The sequence below is a fragment of the Crystallibacter degradans genome, assembly GCF_012952295.1.
In the GTDB taxonomy this organism is placed as follows: domain Bacteria; phylum Actinomycetota; class Actinomycetes; order Actinomycetales; family Micrococcaceae; genus Crystallibacter; species Crystallibacter degradans.
Window position 1 is genome coordinate 50,892 of sequence record NZ_JABBCH010000014.1, and the last position, 21,305, is coordinate 72,196.

A 21,305-nucleotide genomic window follows, 5' to 3' on the forward strand; every position below is an offset into this window, starting at 1 on the left:
CTCAGCCGGATGCGGGACGTGCTTCGAGAATCGACTTGATCCGGGCCAGATCCTTCCCGTTGGCCTTCCTCATCATCATCCCCATGAAGGGTGCAGCCAGCCGGGAGAAGCCGTCCGGTTCGCCGTTGTTCCGCAGTGTCATCCGCGTGGTGCCCCCGTCCACCTCGGTCCAGGCGTAGGTGGTCTGCATCGGGAAGGGGCCCTGGGCCGTGCGCATCACCAGTTTCTCGAGCGGGCGGAACTCGACGATCTCGTAGGTGTAGGAGAGGTGGCGGCCGAGGAAAGCGGCGTCGAAAGCGATGCGGGATCCCACCGAGAGCGGACGGGGCGTTTCCCAGCGGGCCGAGGCGATGTTCTGGTACCACTCCGGGGCGTTGTCCGGGTCAGCCGCGTATTCGGCAACCGTCTTACGCGGGGCAGCAATGACTGTTTCGGTGGTGACGTCGACCATGCTTCAGGCTCCCATATTGGAGCCGGGCAGGCCACTGACGACCGCCGAACACTATGGTTGAGGAGTCAGAACAACTAACGACGGCGTGCTCGCGTGGGCGGCTGGGCTGCGTTGCAACGGGCGGGAGGACTCGAGGAATTTGGCGAGGGACGCAGAGGAAATCCAGGTCTTCATCGAAAAGCTTGCCCGGTTGCCAGTCGGGGCGAGCAGTTGCAACTTCTTCGACCACTCCAGGCCGGAGAACGCCGTCCGACGGCGCAACCTGGAGCTGTATCTGCAGGACATGCTGGAACGCCGGCCCAAGGTCCTGCTGGTGGGGGAGGCGCCCGGCTACCGAGGCATGCGGATGACCGGAGTCCCGTTCACCAACCGCGACATCATCCAGAGCCGCGAGGGCTACTTCGGGCTGTTCGGGCCGGACAGGGGGTACGTCCTGCCGGCCGAGGCGGGCTCGGTTGCCGCCGAACCCACGGCAACGGTGATGTGGGACGTGCTCGCCGGCCTGGACTTCCTGCCGCTGCTCTGGAGTGCCTACCCGCTGCATTCGCACCAGCCCGACCGGCCGTTGTCGAACCGCACGCCGTCGGCCGCTGAAGCGTTGGCGGGACGCCCGTTCTGGCAGGAGCTGGCGCAGCTGTTCGCCGTGGAGTCCGTCGTCGCGGTGGGCAACGTAGGCTTCCGCAGCGTCAGCGCCAGCGGTCTGTCCGTTCCCAAAGTGCGCCATCCGGCCCACGGCGGCAAGGTCAAGTTCCGTGACGGACTGAAGGAGCTTCTTGCCGCCGGGATGGATGGCTAACGGGCGGATCCAGAGCCGAAGGACCAGGAGCAGCTGCCGCGGATCACGTATACATAAGCGATCCAGGAGTGGTGAGTACTTCGCCGGTTTCCAGCCAGGTCTTCAGGCCGGAGAGGATCATAGGCCAGCCGCCGTAAAGCTGGTCGTTGGCGCCCTCTCGCAGCTGGTCGTGGGTGACGGTCAGCCGGCAGGAGTCCGCCACCTGCTCGATTTCCCAAGTGATCCGGGAGGTCCCTTCGGCTTCGACGTCCTCGCCCCAGAACGCGCGCATGCTCTGCACGAGGCGGCGCGGCGGGTCGATCTCCAGGATTTCGCCTTCGCTCAGCGGTCCGTCGGCCTTCGGGTTGGTCATCCGGTAGGTCGAACCAACCTGCCAGTCGGTTTCGATCCGGTTGCCGAAGATGTACTTGCTTCTGGTCTCGCTGTCCGTGATCGCTTCCCACAGCCGTGCCGGGGTGGTGCGGATATAGATCTCGAAGATCTTTTCCATCGGAGTTTCCAATCGTGTCTTGAGCTCGCTGAGGCCAGCGGCCCACGGTTCTGCGTACTTGCCCACCCACCGGTCGTGGATGAGCCGGATCGGCACCGGATTCAGGAAATGGAGCTTTTCGCGGCCTTTGCGTCGCGTGACTACCAGGCCTGCTTCTTCGAGCTGTTTCAGGTGCTTCATGACACCGAAGCGCGTGATGTCGAACTGCGCTTCAAGGGCGCTGAGCGTCTGCCCGTCCTCGCGGAAGAGCTCGTCCAACAGGGCTCTGCGGGTTGGATCTGCAAGGGCTTTAAACACCGCGTCCACGTATTAATAATAGGTGACCATTTGGTCACATGTCGAGGGGTGCGCAGGGTGCAATCAGCGCGCCCCCGCTTCCCGCAGCAGCGCAGCGACCTCCGTCTGGCCCAAGGCCTGTGCATGCTGGAGTGCCGTCACCCCGTTGGCGTCGGGAATGTTGAGGTCGGCTCCGGCGGCGATGACCTGCCGGACGGTGTCCTGGTACGCCTCGCTGCCGGTGCCGAAGACCACGGCTTCGAGCAGGCACGTCCAACCAGGAGTGTTCACATGGTCGACGTCGACGCCAGCGTCAATGAGGATCCGGACCGTCGACGTGTGCGCGTGCTCGCAGGCCGGGATGAGTGCCGTTCCGCCGAAGCGGTTGGTGCTGGACAGATCCGCGCCATGCTTCAGCGTCAGCTGCAGGATCTCGTCGAAGCCCTCGGCACCGGCGTACAGGTAGGCAGAGTCGTCGATGTTGTCCTTCGTGTTCACGTCGGCGCCGGCCTCGATGAGCGTGCGGGCGGCGTCGATGTTGTTCGCCTTGGTGGCGGTGACCAGCGGCGTGCGGCCCTCCGCGTTGCGGTGTTCCAGCTCCGCGCCGCGCTCCAGCAGTTCGGCAATCTGCCCGGCGTCGTTGTCGGCGGCGGCCTGCTGCAGCTGCCGGTTCAGGCGGTCCGATTCCTCGCCCTCGGGAGCCGGGGGAGCGGAGGTCGTGGGCGCGCTGGGTGACGGCGATGCTTCCCCGGACGCGCGGGCCGGACTGCTGAAACCAACGGACGACGACGGCGGGGTGCCGGACGTGCCATCCGTTTCCTCTCCGGCGGCGCAACCGGTGAGCAAGGCAAGGCCCAGCAGCGCGACGGCCGCGGCAGCAGGAGCAGTCGTATAAAAGGTGCGCATGATGGACTCCCAGCTGTCAGGGCAGGCGGTGAAATGCCGGATCCGCCCAGTCTAATTTGCGCAGCCTCACCTCGGGGCGAGCCAGGCGCTACGCTGGGCAGCGTGAAGATCGTGATTCTGGATGACTACCAAGATGTGGCTCTGGCCAGCGCCCCGTGGGAACAGCTCCCGCCGGAGGCGAGTATCGAGCGGTTCACCGACCACCTCGACAATCAGGACGCGCTCGCCGAAAGGTTGCGCGATGCCGACGTCGTTGTTGTCATGCGTGAGCGGACGCCCATGACGGCGGAACTGCTGGAGCGGCTGCCGCGGCTGCGCCTCATCGCCACCACGGGCATGGCCAACGCGTCGATCGATCTGGACGCAGCCAGGCGGCTCGGCATTGCCGTCTGCGGCACCCGTCAGTCCACCAACGCGACGGCCGAACTGGCCTGGGCGCTGATCATGGCCGTGGCCCGGGACATTCCGCAGAACGATTGCGACATCCGCAACGGCAAGTGGCAGGCCGGACTCGGGATCGACCTGGCCGGGTCCACCCTGGGCCTGCTGGGGCTGGGCAAACTCGGCTCGCTGATGGCCCGCTACGCCGAGGTCTTCGGCATGAAGGTCATCGCGTGGAGCCCGCACCTGACCGAGGAGTGCGCGGCCGAACACGGCGTCGAACTGGTGACCAAGTCGGAGCTGTTCCGCCGCGGCGACATCGTCAGCATCCACTTGCGGCTCTCGGACGCCGTGCGCGGGATTGTCGGCGCTGCCGAGCTGGAGCTGCTCGGCCCCGAGGGCAGGCTGGTCAACACTTCCCGCGGCCCGCTGGTGGACGAGGCGGCGCTGGTCCGCGCGCTCAGCGGTGGGCGGATTGCGGCGTCTGCCCTCGACGTCTTCGACGTGGAACCGCTGCCGGCGGACAGCCCGCTCAGGTCCGCGCCGAACCTGATCCTGAGTCCGCACATCGGGTTCGTGACCCAGCGCGCCCACCGGCTCGGCTATACGCAGATGCTCGACGACATCCTCGCCTTCTCCAAGGGCGAGCCCATCAACCAATTGAACTGAGATGTCCTGCAGGCTCCGGTTCAGTCGAGGTGCTCGACCAAACCGTCGAACGCCTCGTTCCAGCCATCGTAGACAAAGCCGTCGCCCGGCTTGCCTTCGATGCCGCGCAAGTGGAACGTCATCTCGGTCCGGTCGCCGTCGAGCTCAGTGAGAGTGACGGTGATGACGGGCACTTCAGCCCGATCGTCGCCCGGACTGCCCCAGGTGAAGACCAGCCGCTCGGGTTCGACGACCTCCAGATACTCCCCGGCGGTGGGGTACTCGCTGTTGTCAGGGGCGATCATGATGTACTCGTAGCTGCCGCCAACGCGCAGGTCCACGCGCACAGACTCACGCGGCGTCCGGACCTCGCGCGGGTGCCACCAATGTGCGGCTTCGTCCGGGTCCGTCCATGCGTGCCAGATAGCCTCGCGGGGCGCGTCAAAGACGCGCGTGATGGTGAACTGCTTCTCTTGTGTGGCCTGGTCAACCATCGGATGACCTCTCCTTCAGTTCGCGGAGCCGCTCGTCCAGCAGATCGAAACGCTCGTTCCAGAGACCACGGTGATGGTCGATCCAGGCCGAAACGTCGTCGAGGGGTTCAGTGCGCAGGGTGCAGGTGCGCCACTGCGCGCTCGTGGTGCGTTCGATGAGCCCGGCGTTCTGCAGGACGCGCAGGTGCTGCGAGATCGCCGGCCGGCTCATCGAGAAAGGCTCGGCGAGCTCACCTACAGTGGTGGGCCCCTGGCGCAGCCGCGACAGGATGGCCCTCCTCGTAGGGTCGGCGAGCGCCGCGAAAACAACACTCAGCTCGTCCGATGCAGCCACGTAAGCAACTCCTTAATTAATGAGTTCCTTAACTATAAATCCGGCTGGTTGTACGGTCAAGAGGCGGGGAGGGGCGGCGCAGCCGGGAGAGCAGCCAAGCGGTCCTGGGGAGCGGGCAGACTATGGCCACTGTCAGCGCCGGTACGAGCGTGGCGCCGACGTCGGGAAACTGGTGGATGATGACGGCAAGATAGGTTTCGAACCGGGCAGGCGCGTAAACGAATGCTAACCAGATGAGGAAGGCATCGAGGGCCATTGCCGCGACAGTCCAGAGGATAATCATCCCTCGGCGCGGGGCCGCGTTGCTGCGAGGACCGGTGCGTTTCTGTGCCAGGACGCGGAGCGCCAGCGCAAGGCTCGCCACTTCGGCAAACAGCAGGCCCAGGGCGACGGCCCAACCGTACTGCTGTAGCCAGTCCTCCTGCGCGGTCAGCGGTTGAGGCGGTTGCCCGTGGAGAATCCGCAGGACGTTGCTGTCCAGCGCCTGGAGCCGGGACGGCGCGGACGTATCGTTCCCGTTGATCAGCAGGGCCAGGCCCAGTCCGGAGGACGGAACCAGAGCCTGATAGGTGTGCGTGTTGCCCCATTCACCTTGGTGCTCCAGCAGTAACGGCAGATCGCCGTCCGCTTGGGGCAGTGCGTCAGGGCTTGTGGATTCCAACAGGGGGCGGGCAAACCATGCCATGGCGTACCTTTTGGACTCGTCCACGCGGACCCGGGGTGTCAGCAGCGTCTCTACACTTTCCGGCCGGAGGATACGGCGGTCCAGGTAGACGCCGCCGTCCAGCAAGGCGGTCAGTTCGTGGCCGAGATCCTGAGCCGAGGAGTACATGGTGGTGGAGGGCATTCCTGTTGCTGCTGCCGGCACGTCCGTCTGCCGCCACCAGGCGCCGAACCACAGCGAGTACCCCGCGGCCAAGCTGTCCGCTCGTGCGGCAGCCCGCGTGGTGTGGCTGTTGGCCATGTCCAGCGGCACGAACACATGATCCTGCATATAGTCCCCGAACGGCTGGCCGGAAACCGTCTGCACCAGGAGGCCGAGGATGTTGTAGTTGGCATTGGAATAGGTGAACCTCTCTCCGGGATCGCTGACCAAGCTGGCATCTGCCAGATCCCGCACGCCTTGTTCCAGAGCATCAGGATCCTGAGTGTCAGAGGCACCGAAGGCCGAGCCGTCTGCCGTGGACAGTCCGCTGGTCTGGTGGAGCAGATGGCGGACCGTGATTGCGGCTGCGCGGCTGTCACGCATGCTGAACCATGGCAGGTAGGTCAGCACAGGCTCGTCCAACTCCAACCGGCCGGCTTCCACCTGCTGCATCACGGCGATGGCGGTCAGGGATTTGCTGGTCGACGCCAGCAGCACCGGCGTCTGTGCGGTCATTGGGCGTCCCGAGTCATCGGCGCTGCCGAACGCCGCCTGGTGTACTGGCCGGCCGTCTTTGATGATGGCGATGGCGACTGCTGGAATCTCCATGGCGTCAATCTGTTCCTGCAGATAGGCGTCAACTGCCGCAAAGGCTCGGTCGGGCGGACCGCGGCCAGGCTCCGGGGCATCAGTTGGTTCCCCGGTCCCGAAGGACGCCGAGCCGGCGGCAGTGACAGCAGGCCAGATTCCGAAGGCCGCGAAGCAGATTCCGACGGCGAGGACGCAAACGGCCGCACAGGCGAGGGTGAAGGCGGCCGGAAACTGAAATGGCGTCCGCCCCCTCCGTTCGCGGATGTTGCCCATGCCCGCTCCTGCGGTTTGGAATGCGGTTCATTCACCGTAGAGCCTGGCGCATCAGAGCACAATGGACGGCGGACGTCCGGCACCCAAGCCAGCCGTCCGCCGTCGTTGTTAGTGGTCTGGAGCGATGCGAGCGGACCTACCGAACCGGGATGACTCCGGCGTAGTCCGTCTGGTAGCCGTTGACGGGCTGGTGCGGGATGTCTTCCCAGCGTTCGGCGTCGGCCTGCTGCACTTCGCCGGTGGCCAGGCCCAGCAGCAGTTCTTTCATCGCCAGCACGTTCTGCCGGATGGACTTGCCGCGCGCCTTCTGGCCGAGGCTGCCGTCGGAGGTATTGCCGGACGTCTCGAAGAACACCACCGGGTTGGAGTGGCCCTCGGGGTTGAGGTTCTGGTAGTTGAGGCCGAGCATCATGGCCGAAACCACGCCGCCCTTAATGTCGATCTCCAGCCCGTTGCCCACCTGGTAGCGGTCCATGTTGATGGAGCCGTACTTGGCCAGCTGGTCGTAGACGTAGACGTGCATCTGGCGGGTCAGCACGTCGTACGCGCCGTTCTCGATCCCGGGCAGCGTGGGGCCGCCGGGCGCCAGCGAGATGCCGAGCGAGAGTGTGACTTCATCGCCGGTTCCCCACTCCTTTTTCAGGCCCTGGTGGTGGATGTCGATCCCGAAGTCCGGCTTGACCGTTGCCCAGTACTCGTAGAACGCCAGCGACTCGTCCGCGACAAAACCGTCCGTAGTCCAGTCCCGGTTCAGGTCGATCCGCTGCTGCTTGCCGTCCGAGCCCAGCTCAGGCGCGTCCGTCTCCTGATCCCAGAGGACCGTGTGACGGATGTTCGCCTCCGACCCGTCCGGGTTGTACATGGGGATGAAGTGGAAGGTGAACTTCTCGCGCAGCAGCGAATAGTCTGAGGAGCCGTTGCTGCCAAGGTCCTTGAGCAGCGTCAGGATGGAGTCCGTGCCGTAGGGTTCGTTGCCGTGGATCCGGCCCTGCACCCACACATGTTCCTCGCCGCTGCCGACCGTGGCCACGTACAGGTCGCGGCCCTGCTCCGAGGTGCTGACCTGCGTGCCGGCTTCTTCCAGCGTGAAGGCGTCCACATCGTAGCGGCTGGTCTGCTCGAGCTTCTGCAGCTCGGCCACCACGTCCGAGTACGTGAGGATGCTCGAAATGTTGGTCTGCCCCTCGGGCGAGGGGAAGTTCGCGTCGGCCGCCGCGGGGGCAAGCGAACCAAAGGGGAGTACGACGGCGATGGCTGCGGCGGCTGCGAGAGTGCGGTACCGCTTGGGCCGGGAGCCGGACTGGGGCTGGGGGTAGTGCGTCACTGCATGTCCTCCAAAGGTTAGGCGAATGATCGCGCCGCCGGTTGGGGCCGGGCAGCGCGAGGCCATTGGTTGGGAAAAACCAATGGCCGAATTCGAACCTAATCGACCGCCCGCGGATCTGCCAGAGCCGCGGTCCGTCAGCAGACGTTTTGCACGAAAAAAGCCGTTGCCGCGGGCAAATGTCTTACAAGCCGGCGCCCTGCCCGGCGCCGGCCGGTGTGAGCGCCAGCGCGTTGTCTTCCACGTAAGCCAGGGCGAGCCGGACGGCACCCGTCGCGACAATCGCGTCGCCCAGCTCGGAGACGGCAACTCGCGGCGGGGTTCCGGTCAACCTCGGAAGTTCCGCGTTGATGGTCGGCAGCAGGGCGGTGGCCGAGGCGGAGACGGCCCCGCCGATGACCACCAGTTCCGGGTTCAGGAACGTGCCGAGCAGGGAGATCACGCGCGCCATGCGGCGGCCGATGCGCTCCAGGATCTCCTGCGCGACGGGGTCATCTTTGGCCGCTGCCTCGAACACAAACCTCGCGGAGACACGCGCGGTGTGCGGGCCCACCAGGTCCCGGATAAGCGTCGGCTTGCCCTCGGCCAGCGCGGCGGTGCCCCAGTGCCGGGCCAGCCGGGCGATGCCGTCCTGGCTGCCGACGCCGTCGACGAGTTCCAGCGTGCCTACTTCGCCGGCGCCGCCGTTGCTGCCGTGGAGCAGCCGGCCGGATTCGAGCAGACCCGTGCCAAGCCGCTCGCCGGCCAGCATCACGGCAAGGTCGTCGACTCCGGCGCCGACGCCGCACCAGTGCTCGCCGAGGGCGGCCAGGTTCGCATCGTTCTCCAGCAGGACCGGCCAGCCGTGCTCTTGCCACAGCTCGGTCTGCAGGCCGATGTCGAAATGCTCACTCAGCTGCAGGCCCTTGGTGATGTTGCCGTGGCGGTCCACTGCAGTGGACAGCCCGATCCCGACGGCGAGCACGGCCGAATGCGGCAGGCCCGCCTCCGCCAGGGCCCGATCCGTGGTCCGAGCTATGGTGGTACGCCGCCCGGCTTCATCGGCGGTCTTGCTGAAGCGCTCCGCGGCCCGGCCGAGTATCTGCCCGGTGAGCCCGGCGACCAGGACGGTGACGGTGGCCAGGCCGACGTCGAGCCCCAGGACGCACCCTGCGGAAGCGTTGAACTCAAAGCGTCGTGCCGGCCGGCCCTTCTGCGTGCCGGAGCTCCGTTCGCCCTCCAGCTCGCGCACCCAGCCACGACGGATCAGGTCGTCGCAGACCGCGATCACGGTGGCCCGGGTCAGTCCTGTTGCCTCGATCAAGTCCGTTCCCGTCATGGCTCCGGCGTCGCGCATGACCTCCAGGACGGCCTTCAGGTTGGTCCGCCGCAAGGCCTGCGGGGTGCTGGCTGTCTTGTCCACGAAAGTTCCTCTTGACGTCGGGCCGGTTGTTCTAGACAATAGTAATGGAGTTTAAATTTAGACACTAAATCAAATGGCGCTGTTGCGCTGAAGGAGAACCTCCACATGAGCACTCGTATTGGAATCAACGGTTTCGGACGCATCGGCCGCAATTTCTTCCGCGCCGCTCTGCAGCAGGGCAAGCTGGGCGCGGACCTCGAGATCGTAGCGGTCAATGACCTCACCAGCCCCGAGACGCTGGCCCACCTGCTCAAGTACGATTCGGTCACCGGCCGGCTCGCCGCCGAGGTCCGGGTGGAGGACGGCAACCTGGTGGTCGACGGCAAGACCGTCAAGGTGCTGGCTGAGCGCGATCCGGGCAACCTGCCCTGGCGCGAGCTGGGCGTGGACATCGTGATCGAGTCCACCGGCTTCTTCACTAACGCAGCGGATGCGGAGAAGCACCTGGTCGCCGGCGCCCGCAAGGTCCTGATCTCCGCCCCGGCCTCCGGCGAGGATCTCACCGTGGTCATGGGCGTCAACGACGGACTGTACGACGACGCCGCGCACAACATCATTTCCAACGCCTCCTGCACCACCAACTGCCTGGGCCCGCTGGCCAAGGTGCTGAACGACAACTTCGGCATCGAGCACGGCCTCATGACCACCATCCACGCCTACACCGCGGACCAGAACCTGCAGGACGGCCCGCACAAGGACCTGCGCCGGGCCCGTGCCGCCGCGCTGAACATGGTGCCCACCTCCACCGGCGCCGCCAAGGCGATCGGCCTGGTGCTGCCGGAGCTGAAGGGCAAGCTGGACGGCTTTGCCATCCGCGTCCCCGTTCCCACCGGCTCCGCCACTGACCTGACCGTCACCGTGGGCCGCGAGGTCACCGCCGAGGAAGTCAACGCCGCCTACCAGGCCGCCGCGGCCGAAGAGCAGTGGGCCGGCATCCTGACCTACACCGATGAACCGATCGTCTCCTCGGACATCGTCACCGATCCGGCCTCGGCCATCTTCGACTCCGGCCTGACCAAGGTCATCGGCAACCAGGTCAAGGTGGTCGCCTGGTACGACAACGAGTGGGCCTACTCCAACCGCCTCGTGGACCTGACCTCGCTGGTGGCGTCCAAGCTCTCTTAAGGTCTTTCCTAAACAACGACGTCGGGTGCCTGGCTCACAAGGAGCCGGGCACCCGACGTCGTTCGCCCAAATGCACCGCACCTTCGTGTTGCCACAGTAGAATCTTCCGGGGCCCTCAGCGTCCCTGCCGGTCCGCCGGCACGGTTCAAGCAGAAGGCAGCCACGGACATGGCCAACAAGATTCCCAACGAGCCGCACAAGGCCGTCCTGAGGACCGCCGTCGGCGCCACGGTTTTGATCGCGATCGGTGCCTTTGTACTCTCCTTCGCCGCCCTGACCGATCTGGCGCAGCGCTCCGGCATCGAACCGCGCCTGGCCTGGATCTGGCCGATCATCGTGGACGGCATGATCGTCGCCTCCACAGTGGCCATAGTCGCGCTGAATGGCCACGGCCGCCGCGCCATGATCTACCCCTGGTCACTCCTCTTCTTCGGCGCGATCGTCTCCACCGCCGCCAACTCCGTACACGCGATCCTCACCGTGGACAAGATGGCCTCGGGCATTCCGCCGATCGTCTCCGCGCTGGTGGCCGCGATGCCGCCGGTGGTGCTGCTGGCCATCACCCACCTGACCGTGCACATGTACCAGAAGCGCGCCGAAGTCGCCCAGCAGCGGGCCGAGGAAGAGGCGATCGCCGAGGCCGAAGCCGCTGCCCACGGCTACTACTCCCACGAGTACGACGGCGATTGGTCGGCTGAAGAAATGATGCAGGCTGCCGCTCCTGCCGTTCCTGCCGCTCCTGTTGCCCCGCCTCGGGTTGCGGCGACCATGCCGCAGCGGACGCCGTCGGCTGGCCCGGTGACCGCCGAAGGCCCGGCACCCCTCTATGACGAGACGGTCAGCGCCCTGGCTGCCGAAGACCCGGAAGTTCTGGCGCAGCGCTAGCAGTTGAAGCAGCGGGCATGCGCCCCGTAGCGTACTGGGGAGGCACATCCACTCGCGAAGGGCATTGTCAGTGGCGAAGAAGAACAAGAACCGCTCGGCCAAGAAAACCACCCGGCGTCCCAAGTCCGGGCACTCTCCGGCGTCGTCGGGTTCCCCTGCCGTCTCGCTGAGCCGTTACAGGGCCGAACGGGAACTGTCCCCACTGGTTCCCGGTTTCGTCGACTGGTTTGGCGGTTCCTTCGGTCCGGCGGAAGAGGCACTGGTCTGTATCGACGTCATTACGTCAGCGGTGGGGGCCTATTTCGAGGTTACAGGCGTCGCTTCTGCCACTGCTTTCGAGCCCGAGGCCATTGGCACGCTCTTGGAAATTGTGGAGGAAGCGGAGCCAAGCCGTGCGTTGATGATTACCACTGTTCTACACATGTTCATCGATTTCCTGCGCGAATCGGGCAACTGGAGCGGAACCGAGGCGGACTACGAAGCCGTGCATGCCTTGGTGCGAGAAGACGCGAACACCCCGCCGGAGCAGCCGGTGATAACCGTGCCCGAGTTGTCGGAGGAGGAAGCCGCAAACGCTCTGGAGTCGCTGCCCTTGATCCAGCGTGCCCGTGCCTTGGTGGAGTGGCTTGGCGAGGGGAAACCTGTCACGGCTACGGGGGTGCTGCGGCTGAAGGACATTGAGGCGGCTGCCGCCTGCGTGGGGGTATCTGCCCGCGGCGCCAGGAAACAGTCGTCTGTTGCTGAAGACGTCATTCCAGGTCTGGCTGATGTCGCCGTAGAACAGCCCTCCTCCGCGACAATGATCGTGCAATCGATGCATGAGATCCGATTGCTGAGCCGGATCTGGAAGACGCTCATTGACACCGAGGTGATTGAGGTCCTGTCCACAAAAGCCGTGCCGCACAAGGATCCGAATGCCTTCCTGGGCGGCAGCCCATCGGAAATGGCAGATGATTACCGCTTCTTTATCGGCGAGTTCCTGCGCAACGCTGTCCTGGAATCGGAAGGTTTCGGGCCTTGGGAAGAGTCGTCAGCCATCCTCCAGGTAGCAGCATTGGCCGCCGCGACCACGGATGATCCGCCAGAGGTCGACCGGCTCCTGGCGGCGGAGGACTATGCGCCGGAAGACGAAAAGGCCATGGCCGGCCACGTTACACGGATGTCCTTGACCCGGCTAAAGGCGCTGGCCGAGCTCGGGCTCCTCGAGATCGACACCCACATTCGGGTTCCGGCACCGCTGATCCAGTGCGTCGCGGAGGCCTTTGAGGACGAGTTCGACCTGGACGTTGTCTATCCGGAAGATCACCCCGATATGGTGGCTGCGCGAGCGGCCTGGGCCGCCGACCAAGCCGCGGAGCGCGAGCAGGGAGCGGTGAAGCGAAAACCAGCTCCCGCCAGCCGTCCAGCCAGCCAGAATAAAACCTCCACCGAAACGCGGAAGGAGGCGCCGCCGTCGTCCGTTTATCAGCTGAAGATCATGCTCAGGAACTCCAAGCCGCCAATCTGGCGCCGACTCCTGGTCCCGTCCTCCGTCCGGCTGGACGAACTGCACAACACCATCCAGGCGTCGTTCGAATGGATGGACTACCACTTGCACAACTTCCGTGAGGGCGACTGGCCGGGAACGCTCTACGGACCGGTGGATCCGGAGCCCTTCGGCGACTCGGAAATCGACGAGCGGACCGTTTCGCTGCATGAAATCCTTGAGGCCGAGGGGGACAAGTTCGTCTACACGTATGACTTCGGCGACGACTGGGAGCACGTCATCACGCTGGAAAAGGTACTGGACCCGTCCGAAGGCGACCAACTCCCGCGCTGTACCGGCGGCCGCGGGCAGGCGCCGCGCGAGGACAGCGGGGGAGTTTGGGGCTGGATGGCCATGATGGAGGCTGCCAACGACGCGCAGCACCCGGAGCACGCGGAGGTGTGCGAGTGGTTGGGGCTACAGCGCGGCGAAATCATCGACCCGAAGGAATTCGACGTCGACGAGGTCAACGAGTCCCTCGAAGCGCTGCTGCTGACCAAATAATGACCCCGGGCCGCGGCAGACCGGTAGGTGGCCGTTCGGGCAGTTGCATCATTCGCGCTCGATTGCCCGCCGGAGTTGAGGATGGTCCGTGGGTCATGGAGCATGGCCGTCTTCGCGGCGACGGTGCACGGCCAAGAATTGCGGACCCAACTCGATGTAGTCAGACTCGTCAAGAACAGCGGTAATAGCCGGCAGATTCACCTCGAAAAGTGACAGAAGCGCGGAGTTGGTGATGTTGCCGGTGGCGACAGCCGCGGGGAGCCCCGCAAGAGGTGGCCGTCGCGGAAGTTGCGATCTTTGGTGAGTACGATGCGTCCTTCCTCATCGGCTAGCTTGACGTCGACGAGGCCAACGAGTCCTTGGAAGCGCTGCGACACCTGGCTGAGGCGGGGTACATGTTCCGCGGGCTATGAACGCTGGATGGGTCAGGCTCTACAGCAAATCAGAGTGCGGGACGTCGTCGATGTCGTAATTCTTCGCCCTAAGTCTTGCAATGTGAGTCAGAACCCATAATATGGGATGATTGCTGTGCTTCCCGTCACAGCTAAACTCGTACGCAGCCTCCAGTGCTGAAGGCTCGACTGAATGGATTCTTCCCATGTCCGATATGGCTATCTTGATCAACACTGCGGTGGCTGTGCTTGCCACCGTGGTGCTGATTGTCAGGTTCAAGGTCAACCCCGTTATTTCCCTGGTCATCGGCTCCGTCTACCTGGGGCTCTCGGCCGGGCTTGGCGTAACCAAGACGGTGGAGACGATCACCGGCGGCTTCGGCGAAATCATGGTCGAGGTCGGCCTGCTGATTGCCTTCGGCGTGCTAATGGGCTCTATCCTCAACGAGACCGGAGCAATCCGCCGCCTGGTGGAGCACCTGCTACACGTCTTCGGCCCCAAGCGGCTGCCCTACACAATGGGTCTGGCCCTCGGCACCGCGCTGCAGTCCATCTTCCTGGACGTGCTGCTGGTGATTTCCGCGCCGCTGGCCCGCAAGCTCGCGCCGAGGATCGGCAAGCTGGGCACGGCGCGGATGGCCACGGCCATGGCCATCGCACTCGAATGCGGCATTGTCTTCATGGTTCCGGGCGTCGCGGCGCTGGCCCTGGCCGGCCTGCTGAGCGTGCCGCTGGGCAAGATGATGATCTTCGGCCTGATCCTGATCGTCCCCACCATCATCATCTCGATCGCCATCATGACGTTCCTGTTCCGCAGGGGCTTCTGGAACGAAGAGAAGGATGAGGACCACATCTACCTCGAGGAGGACGACGACGATACCTCCGCCGCAGGGACCGAGACGATTGCGGCCGGTACAGATACCGGTGCCGGCAGCGGCAGCACCGGCAACGGCACGGGCGCTCCGGGCCACTCGGGCCGCTCCAACGGTGACGGTGCCGTAACTGAACCTGTTCCGGCCGGCGCTTCGGTCGCCGTGGCCGAGGCGGACAAGGAACGCGAAGCTCCGCTGCTGGTGCTCTTCGCCCCGCTGCTGGTCTCGCTGCTGCTCATCGGCGCCGGCGCGATCCTGGAAATCCTGAAGATCGAGATGGCCTGGCTGCAGCTGCTGGGCGAGCCCGTCATCGCCCTGCTGATCGGCCTGATCGGCACCGGCGTCATGGGCCGTTACACGGTGGGCCAGAAGCGGGTGGAAACCGCCATCGCCACGGGCTTCAAGGAAAGCGGACAGATCCTCATCCTGACCGGCGTCGGTGGTTCGCTCGCCGCGACAGTAGGCGCCGCGGGACTGGGCGACATCCTCGGCGGCTTCTTCTCCGCCAGCACGGTGGCTCCGCTGCTCGTGGTCTGGGGCATTGCCGCCCTGCTGCACATCGCCGTCGGCTCCGTGACCCTCTCGGCCATCACCGCCGCGGGCCTGCTGGCCCCGATCGCGCCGGCCATCGGCATCGATCCCGTCCTGATCGCCCTCGCCGCCGGCGCCGGCTCGCTGTTCATGGTGCACGTCACCAGCAACACCTTCTGGCTGCTGCAATCGCTGCTCGGCCAGAGCGTCCGGGGCGCCCTGAAGTCGGTGACGGTCGGCGTGTCGGTGGCTTCCGTCGTCGCAATTTTGCTGATCATGCCCATGAGCCTGCTCTTCTAGCCGCCTGATCGCGGCCGCCAGACGTACTGCACTATCGAGGAAAGAGTTATGACACAGACACCCATCGCCCCGCTGGACGGCGTGCGCGTTCTTGAACTGGGCAACTACATTGCCGCCCCCACCGCCGGACGGCTGTTGGCCGATTTCGGCGCCGAGGTGATCAAGGTGGAGCGCCCGGGCACCGGCGACGAGCTGCGGAACTGGCGCCTGCACAAGGGCGACACGTCCATGCTGTACCGGACCATCAACCGCAACAAGAAGTCTGTGGTGCTGGATCTGCGCACCGACGCCGGCCGCCAGGCGGTGCTGGAACTGGCGGCGAAGTCGGACATCCTGCTGGAGAACTTCCGGCCGGGCACCCTGGAGAAGTGGGGTCTCGGGCCCGAGGTGCTCAACGACGCCAACCCGGAGCTGATCATCACGAGGGTCTCCGCCTTTGGCCAGACCGGCCCGCTCTCCGTACGCCCCGGCTTCGCCGCGGTCGCCGAGGCCTACAGCGGCTTCCGCAACCTGGTGGGGGATCCGGACCGCGCCCCCGTCCGCGTCGGTGTCTCGATCGGCGATTCGATCGCCGGCCTGTACGCCGCCTTCGGCTCCATGATGAGCCTTTTCCAGCGCGAAGCACGACGGCGGAGCTCGGGTTCCGCTGTTGCGTTGCCGGAGCGGATTATCGACGTCGCGTTGAACGAGGCGATGTTCTCGATGATGGAATCCCTCGTGCCGGACTACGAGGCGTACGGCGTGCGCCGCGAACGCACCGGCGGCCGGATGGAAGGCATCGCGCCCTCCAACGCCTACGTCTGCGCGGACGGCGCCAGCATCGTGGTGGCCGGCAACGGGGACGGCATTTTCCTGCGGTACATGGAAACCATCGGTCGCCCGGACTTGGGTTCGGACCCCGGGCTGCAGTCCAACGCCCTCCGCTGGGCACGGCGTGAGGAACTGGATGCGGCGATCGGCGACTGGGCCGCCGGGCTTCCGGCCGCGGACGCCCTCGCCGCACTGGACGCCGCCGGGGTGCCGGCCGGCCCCATCTACACAGCGGAGGACATCGTCGCCGATGACCAGTACGCGGCGCGGAACATGATTCAGAAGTTCGACGTGTCCACCGGCGAGGAAGTGCTTTCCGACGTCGGCTTCCCGGGGATCGTGCCGGTGATCGGCGGGCAGTCGCTGCCCATCCGCAACCTCGGCCCGGATCTGGGCGAGAATACAGACGAAGTTCTCGGCGGACTGCTGGGCATGGACACCGAACAAATCAATGCGGCCTCGAGCCGCGAGGAGGCACTGCAGGCATGAGTTTCACCTTGGAACCCCGCGCGGAACTGCGGGACGTCACGCTGCGCGACGGGCTGCAGCTGACCGGCAAGATGCTCTCCACCGAACGCAAGGTCGAGACCGTCCGCGAACTGCTGCGGCTGGGCGTACCGTCCATCGAGCTCGGCTCCATGGCCCGGGCGGATCTGGTGCCGACCATGGCCAACACACTTGAAGTGGTGCAGGCACTGACGGCGGAGGAACTTCAGAAATGCTGGATCTGGGTGGCAACGCCGGGACATGTGGCCAAGGCCGCGGCGGCCGGAGCGCGGAATTTCCAGTACTGCCTTTCGGCGTCGGACTCCCACAACCAGGCCAACATTGGCCGCAGCACCGATGCCAGCCTCGCCGCACTGCCCGAGGCCGTGGCACATGCCCGCGCCGTCAACGGGCAGATCCAGCTCTGCATCGCCACCTCCTTCACGTGCCCGTTCGAGGGGATCGTGCCCGAGGAACGGGTGCTCGCGATTGCCAATGACCCGCGGGCGGAAGGCACCTGCGACGTCGTTATTTGTGACACTTTGGGCCAAGCGGTCCCGGCACAGGTAGCCAGCCTGATCTCCCGCGTGCGCGACGAGTCCCCGGCACGGCGGATCGTTTACCACGGCCATGACACCTGGGGCCTCGGCGTGGCCAACACGCTGGCAGCCATCGCGGCCGGCGCCACCCTGGTGGACGGGGCCCTGGGCGGATTGGGCGGCTGCCCCTTCGCCCCGGGTGCCAGCGGCAACACCTCCACGGAGGACATCCTATTCGCCACCCGGCCCGAGGGGCTCACACCGGACACCTTCGCCGGACTGGTTGACCTGTCCGAAAAACTGCTGGCGGAACTGGGCGAGCCCAACCGCTCCAAGTCGGCCCAGGGCGCCCGCTCCAAGGCGGAAGCCTTCGAGTGGGTCATCGCCTCTGACCGCGAACCCGTTTGCGACAGGGGGCTCTGAATGGGCGCCCGGTTCCTCGTCACCACGCCCGTTCCCTCGCCCGGCCTGGAGCTGCTTGAGGCGGCCGGGCAGGTCACCGTGCTGCCGGAGCCGCCGGACTATGAAACGCTGGGCGAGCTCTGCGCCTCCGGCGATTACGACGTCGTGCTGACGCAGCTGCGTGATCAGGTTGACGCGCCGCTGTTGTCGCGGGCGCGGCTGCGCGGTGTCTCCAACTATGCGGTGGGCTACAACAATATTGATGTGGACGCTGCCACCGCCAACGGCATCATGGTGGGCAATACGCCGGGCGTGCTCACCGACGCGACGGCGGACATCGCCCTGCTGCTGATCCTCGGGACCGCCCGGCGGGTCGTGGAGGCGGACCGGTTGGTGCGCGAGGGGAAGTTCCACGGCTGGGAGCCCGAACTGATGCTGGGCCACGACGTGTCCGGCCGCGTGTTGGGGCTGGCCGGGTTCGGCCGGATTGCCCGGGCCACCGCCCGCCGCGCCATGGGGTTCGGCATGGAGGTGATCTTCGCGCCACGGCCGCCGGGGGACCGGCCGGTCAGCGACGAGGAGCTGGGCGAATTCGCCGGTAAGGTACGGCAGGTGCCGTGGACCGAGTTGGTGGAGTGCAGCGACTTCCTCTCCGTCCACGTCCCGCTGAATGAGCAGACCCGGCACCTGGTGGATGCCGACGTGCTGGCGCGGATGAAGCCCGGCGCCATCCTGATCAATACGGCCCGCGGCCCGATCGTGGACGAAGCCGCGCTCGTGGAAGCGCTGCGGAACGGTACGATCGCCGGCGCCGGCCTCGACGTCTTCGAGGACGAGCCCCGGCTGGCCCCGGGCCTGGCGGAGCTGCCCAACACGGTCCTGCTGCCGCATGTCGGCAGTGCTACGGTTCCGGTGCGCAGCGAAATGGCGCGGCTGAGCGCGCTGAACGCTGTGGCCATGGCCGAGGGCCGGGTCCCGCCGCATGCCGTCAACCCGGATGCGTGGGCATGAGCATCCTGATCGCGCCGGACAGCTTCAAAGGAACGTACACCGCGGCGGAAGTCGCGGCCGCCGTGGCCTCAGGGGTTGCCGACGCCGGCGGCCACGCGGTCCAGCTACCCGTGGCCGACGGCGGCGAGGGTTCCTTCGAGGCGCTCTGCCGAGGACTAGGTGCCCGGCCAGTGCCCGTGGAAGTACAGAATCCGTGGGGGGAGCCCGGCCCGCGCGGAAATCGGAATCACGGCGGACGGCGGCACCGCCGTCGTCGAACTGGCCCAGGCCAGCGGAATCACCATGACGCACAACGGCGCCCGTGACCCCGTGGCCGCCAGCACCTACGGAACCGGGATGATGATCGCCGCGGCCGCGCGCCTCGGTGCGCGGAAGATTCTGGTCGCTGCGGGCGGTTCGGCAACTACCGACGGCGGTGCCGGCGCGGTGCGGGCAATCCAGGACGCCGGCGGACTGCGCGGCGCCCGGCTGACCGTGCTCTCCGATGTCACCACCACGTTCGTGGACGCGGCACGGGTCTTCGGGCCGCAGAAGGGCGCCGATCCCGCCACCGTGAAAGTGCTTGAGGAACGGTTGGCGCGGCAGGCCACAGAGTTCCCGCGCGACCCGACCTGTGTCCCGCGCAGCGGTGCGGCCGGTGGTTTTGCCGGCGGCATGTGGGCACATTTCGGCGCGGAGCTGGTCTCCGGCGCCGACGCGGTGCTCGATGCCGTGGGGTTCGACCGGGAACTGGAGCAGGCCACCGCCGTGGTGGTCGGCGAGGGGCGGCTGGATTCGCAGACCTCGGAGGGCAAGATCATTTCGGCCATCCTGCAGCGCGTGCGGAAGATCGGCCGCAGCCTGCCGGTCTTCGCCGTCGTCGGCTCCGTCTCGGCAGACCTGGGTGACTACCGGGAGAACTTCGCCGACGTGCTGGTCGCCTCGGACGCCGCCGCGATGCGCAAAGCGGGCACGGACATCGCCGTCGTCGTTAATTCGCTGTCCGACGGCGGCCAGCTACCCGGCGTCGGAATGCTGCAGAACTAGGCCTTTGGCTCGCCGGGGAAGCGTCCGCCGATGAGCCGCGTCATGCGTTCGGCGGTCTGCAGGAGGGTCTCGACCCAGTCCTCGCAGACCTGCCGGGGCATCCGCATGGTCGGGCCGCTGATCGTCACGGCGCCGACCAGGCCGGCTGCGGAGTCGAAGACCGGGGCGGACAAGCCGGATGCCCCGGACTCGCGCTCTTCGGTGGTGATGGCGAAACCGTCGGTCCGGGTCTGCTTCACGACAGTCTCGAGGTCTTCGGAACTGGTGATCGTGGATTCGGTGAGCGGCGGCAGCGGGTTCTTGACCAGTTCGGCCAGCAGCTCCGGGTCCCAGGCGAGAATGACCCGTCCGGCCGATCCGGCATGCAGCGGCAGGATTTTGCCCAGGTGCATTTCCCGCCGGAGGGCGTGCCGGGTTTCCGCCAGGGCTACGCAGACGCGGTAGTGCTGCTCGGCGCGGAAGAAGCAGGCCGTCTCACCCGTTGCATCGCGCAGGTCCTTCAGCAGCGGACCGATGACGTCGAGAACGGCTTTGCCTCGCGTTGCCGGCGCCGCCCAGTACGCCATTTTGAGGCCGATCCGGTAGGCATCCTCCTCGCGGTCGAGGAAGCCCTGGGATGTCAGGTTGGTGACCAGCCGCTGCACAGTGGACGTCGGCATGCCCGTTGCCTCGCGGATATCCGCCAGCGTCAGCACCGGCCGCGTCAGCGAGAAGGCATCGAGGATCGACGTGATTTTGCCCAGCACAAGCAGCGGATTGTTGTTCGCCTTTGCTGTTGCTTTTCCTGTGGGTTCCCCTGACATAAGACTTACGCTAGACGCTGGCCGTAGGGCAGTCCAATGGTGCCTATCTTGCGTCGCCCGAAGGTACGGACAGCACCCCTGCGAGGAAATCCAGGACGATCGGGCTGGCGACCTGGCGGCACTCTTCGAAGTACGCATGGCGTCCGCCGGGAATGATCCGTACTTGGGCATTGGGGATCCGCCCGGCCAGGAGCTCGGCATTGCCCGGCGGAACCATCAGGTCATCGCTGCCGTGCAGAATCAGCGTCGGAACCGCGATGGCGCCCAACTGGTCCCACGCATCGTGACCGTTGCTTGCCCGCCGGTGGCCCAGTCGAGCCTGGGGAGTGGTTGCTTCCCCCAACGTGGCATGGGGCCCGGGGTTCTCGGCGGTCCATGCGGGTGAGTACATGAGTTCGGTCAGGACTGCTTCCTTGGTCGCCGGATCTGCGATGCGGGAGCTGATCTCTTTGGACATCCTGAGGGTATTTGCTCCTCCGGTGGAGGAGCAGCCGATGACGAGGGTGCTGACGCGCGCAGGGTGGCGCAGTGCCAGTTGCTGCGCCACCTTTCCGCCCATGGAGGTGCCGTAGACGGCGCTTGATTCTATTCCCAGATGGTCCAGCAATGCCGCGGCATCATCGGCGAACCTGCCAAGGGAATAGCCGGATGCCGGCGCGTCGCTGCCGCCGGTTCCCAGATAGTCGAAACGGATGACCAGATGGTCGGGCTCGAAATCGGCGACGATCGGATCCCACCAGCCCATCCCATTCCCCTGGCCGCTCAACAGCAGGAGAGGTGCGCCCTGGCCGCTGGTTTGGTAGGCAACATCAAGGCCATCAGGACAGGTGAACTTTGGCATGATCATCCCTCGACTTCGGCGA

At 66.0% G+C, this 21,305-nt stretch carries 20 protein-coding genes and 1 pseudogene; 11 read left to right on the forward strand and 10 right to left on the reverse strand.

The window, feature by feature from the left end:
* Position 1: 1 nt before the first annotated feature.
* On the reverse strand, positions 2–451 hold the full coding sequence (locus HGO92_RS18165) for an SRPBCC family protein (protein WP_169997327.1): 450 nt from the start codon (positions 449–451) through the stop codon (positions 2–4).
* Between the two features lie 139 nt (positions 452–590).
* Here HGO92_RS18165 and HGO92_RS18170 point away from each other — a divergent pair, with 139 nt between their 5' ends.
* Positions 591–1,247: a uracil-DNA glycosylase gene (locus HGO92_RS18170; protein WP_169997329.1), complete on the forward strand. Its 657-nt coding sequence runs from the start codon at positions 591–593 to the stop codon at positions 1,245–1,247.
* Positions 1,248–1,290: 43 nt separating this feature from the next.
* On the opposite strand, the gene HGO92_RS18175 is transcribed toward HGO92_RS18170, so the two are convergent.
* A complete protein-coding gene (locus HGO92_RS18175; protein ID WP_169997331.1) occupies positions 1,291–2,043 on the reverse strand; it encodes a metalloregulator ArsR/SmtB family transcription factor in 753 nt (250 codons plus the stop codon).
* A 54-nt stretch (positions 2,044–2,097) separates the two neighbouring features.
* Positions 2,098–2,919, reverse strand: coding sequence for an ankyrin repeat domain-containing protein (locus HGO92_RS18180; RefSeq protein ID WP_169997333.1), 822 nt, complete (start codon positions 2,917–2,919; stop codon positions 2,098–2,100).
* A 102-nt stretch (positions 2,920–3,021) separates the two neighbouring features.
* Here HGO92_RS18180 and HGO92_RS18185 point away from each other — a divergent pair, with 102 nt between their 5' ends.
* On the forward strand, positions 3,022–3,969 hold the full coding sequence (locus HGO92_RS18185; RefSeq protein WP_169997334.1) for an NAD(P)-dependent oxidoreductase: 948 nt from the start codon (positions 3,022–3,024) through the stop codon (positions 3,967–3,969).
* A 20-nt stretch (positions 3,970–3,989) separates the two neighbouring features.
* Here HGO92_RS18185 and HGO92_RS18190 read toward each other — a convergent pair whose 3' ends face one another.
* The 5 genes from HGO92_RS18190 to HGO92_RS18210 all read right to left on the reverse strand — a co-directional run bounded on the left by HGO92_RS18190 (position 3,990) and on the right by HGO92_RS18210 (position 9,231).
* Complete coding sequence (locus HGO92_RS18190; protein ID WP_169997336.1) at positions 3,990–4,442, reverse strand: SRPBCC family protein; 453 nt, start codon at positions 4,440–4,442, stop codon at positions 3,990–3,992.
* Complete coding sequence (locus tag HGO92_RS18195; protein WP_169997338.1) at positions 4,435–4,776, reverse strand: metalloregulator ArsR/SmtB family transcription factor; 342 nt, start codon at positions 4,774–4,776, stop codon at positions 4,435–4,437. The genes HGO92_RS18190 and HGO92_RS18195 overlap by 8 nt, the downstream gene beginning before the upstream one ends.
* Before the next feature lie 28 nt (positions 4,777–4,804).
* Positions 4,805–6,505 carry a serine hydrolase domain-containing protein gene (locus tag HGO92_RS18200; protein ID WP_169997340.1) on the reverse strand — a complete coding sequence of 567 codons (1,701 nt, stop codon included), beginning with the start codon at positions 6,503–6,505 and terminating at the stop codon, positions 4,805–4,807.
* Positions 6,506–6,641: 136 nt separating this feature from the next.
* Positions 6,642–7,829 carry a M14 family zinc carboxypeptidase gene (locus HGO92_RS18205; RefSeq protein ID WP_346769012.1) on the reverse strand — a complete coding sequence of 396 codons (1,188 nt, stop codon included), beginning with the start codon at positions 7,827–7,829 and terminating at the stop codon, positions 6,642–6,644.
* Between the two features lie 184 nt (positions 7,830–8,013).
* Positions 8,014–9,231, reverse strand: a complete 1,218-nt coding sequence (locus tag HGO92_RS18210; RefSeq protein WP_346769013.1) for an ROK family transcriptional regulator — start codon at positions 9,229–9,231, stop codon at positions 8,014–8,016.
* Between the two features lie 105 nt (positions 9,232–9,336).
* Between HGO92_RS18210 and gap the strand changes: the two genes are divergently transcribed.
* The 9 genes and pseudogenes from gap (at position 9,337) to HGO92_RS18250 (ending at position 19,639) form a co-directional block, all read left to right on the forward strand.
* Positions 9,337–10,356, forward strand: coding sequence for a type I glyceraldehyde-3-phosphate dehydrogenase (gene gap, locus HGO92_RS18215; RefSeq protein ID WP_169997344.1), 1,020 nt, complete (start codon positions 9,337–9,339; stop codon positions 10,354–10,356).
* Between the two features lie 168 nt (positions 10,357–10,524).
* The gene (locus HGO92_RS23880) at positions 10,525–11,241 is read left to right on the forward strand and encodes a DUF2637 domain-containing protein (RefSeq protein ID WP_240974743.1); all 717 of its coding nucleotides are present in this window, start codon (positions 10,525–10,527) and stop codon (positions 11,239–11,241) included.
* Positions 11,242–11,311: 70 nt separating this feature from the next.
* Positions 11,312–13,270, forward strand: a complete 1,959-nt coding sequence (locus HGO92_RS24535; RefSeq protein WP_169997346.1) for an IS1096 element passenger TnpR family protein — start codon at positions 11,312–11,314, stop codon at positions 13,268–13,270.
* A 598-nt stretch (positions 13,271–13,868) separates the two neighbouring features.
* Positions 13,869–15,365 (forward strand): GntP family permease, encoded by a 1,497-nt coding sequence (locus tag HGO92_RS18230; RefSeq protein WP_169997348.1) that lies wholly within the window; start codon positions 13,869–13,871, stop codon positions 15,363–15,365.
* 48 nt (positions 15,366–15,413) lie between these two features.
* On the forward strand, positions 15,414–16,664 hold the full coding sequence (locus HGO92_RS18235) for a CaiB/BaiF CoA transferase family protein (protein WP_169997349.1): 1,251 nt from the start codon (positions 15,414–15,416) through the stop codon (positions 16,662–16,664).
* Positions 16,661–17,623: a hydroxymethylglutaryl-CoA lyase-like TIM-barrel protein gene (locus tag HGO92_RS18240; RefSeq protein ID WP_169997351.1), complete on the forward strand. Its 963-nt coding sequence runs from the start codon at positions 16,661–16,663 to the stop codon at positions 17,621–17,623. The genes HGO92_RS18235 and HGO92_RS18240 overlap by 4 nt, the downstream gene beginning before the upstream one ends.
* Positions 17,624–18,613, forward strand: a complete 990-nt coding sequence (locus HGO92_RS18245; RefSeq protein WP_169997352.1) for a 2-hydroxyacid dehydrogenase — start codon at positions 17,624–17,626, stop codon at positions 18,611–18,613.
* Positions 18,610–18,750 (forward strand): annotated as a pseudogene (locus HGO92_RS24540) (glycerate kinase); the annotation flags it as partial. The gene HGO92_RS18245 and the pseudogene HGO92_RS24540, both read left to right, overlap by 4 nt.
* Positions 18,751–18,772: 22 nt before the next feature.
* The gene (locus HGO92_RS18250) at positions 18,773–19,639 is read left to right on the forward strand and encodes a glycerate kinase (RefSeq protein WP_346769014.1); all 867 of its coding nucleotides are present in this window, start codon (positions 18,773–18,775) and stop codon (positions 19,637–19,639) included.
* Here the strand turns inward: HGO92_RS18250 and HGO92_RS18255 are convergent.
* Together HGO92_RS18255 and HGO92_RS18260 are read right to left on the reverse strand one after the other, a co-directional pair.
* A complete protein-coding gene (locus HGO92_RS18255) occupies positions 19,636–20,442 on the reverse strand; it encodes an IclR family transcriptional regulator (RefSeq protein ID WP_169997354.1) in 807 nt (268 codons plus the stop codon). The two genes, HGO92_RS18250 and HGO92_RS18255, sit on opposite strands and share 4 nt — an antisense overlap.
* A 43-nt stretch (positions 20,443–20,485) precedes the next feature.
* Entirely contained in the window at positions 20,486–21,283 is a 798-nt protein-coding gene (locus HGO92_RS18260; protein WP_169997356.1) for an alpha/beta fold hydrolase, read from the reverse strand.
* Positions 21,284–21,305: the final 22 nt, after the last annotated feature.

Coding starts and splice junctions, on each gene's coding strand:
- HGO92_RS18165 (WP_169997327.1), bottom strand. CDS start 451: ATGGTCGACGTCACCACCGAAACAGTCATTGCTGCCCCGCGTAAGACG.
- HGO92_RS18180 (WP_169997333.1), bottom strand. CDS start 2,919: ATGCGCACCTTTTATACGACTGCTCCTGCTGCCGCGGCCGTCGCGCTG.
- HGO92_RS18190 (WP_169997336.1), bottom strand. CDS start 4,442: ATGGTTGACCAGGCCACACAAGAGAAGCAGTTCACCATCACGCGCGTC.
- HGO92_RS18200 (WP_169997340.1), bottom strand. CDS start 6,505: ATGGGCAACATCCGCGAACGGAGGGGGCGGACGCCATTTCAGTTTCCG.
- gap (WP_169997344.1), top strand. CDS start 9,337: ATGAGCACTCGTATTGGAATCAACGGTTTCGGACGCATCGGCCGCAAT.
- HGO92_RS23880 (WP_240974743.1), top strand. CDS start 10,525: ATGGCCAACAAGATTCCCAACGAGCCGCACAAGGCCGTCCTGAGGACC.
- HGO92_RS18230 (WP_169997348.1), top strand. CDS start 13,869: ATGTCCGATATGGCTATCTTGATCAACACTGCGGTGGCTGTGCTTGCC.
- HGO92_RS18235 (WP_169997349.1), top strand. CDS start 15,414: ATGACACAGACACCCATCGCCCCGCTGGACGGCGTGCGCGTTCTTGAA.
- HGO92_RS18240 (WP_169997351.1), top strand. CDS start 16,661: ATGAGTTTCACCTTGGAACCCCGCGCGGAACTGCGGGACGTCACGCTG.
- HGO92_RS18245 (WP_169997352.1), top strand. CDS start 17,624: ATGGGCGCCCGGTTCCTCGTCACCACGCCCGTTCCCTCGCCCGGCCTG.
- HGO92_RS18255 (WP_169997354.1), bottom strand. CDS start 20,442: ATGTCAGGGGAACCCACAGGAAAAGCAACAGCAAAGGCGAACAACAAT.
- HGO92_RS18260 (WP_169997356.1), bottom strand. CDS start 21,283: ATGCCAAAGTTCACCTGTCCTGATGGCCTTGATGTTGCCTACCAAACC.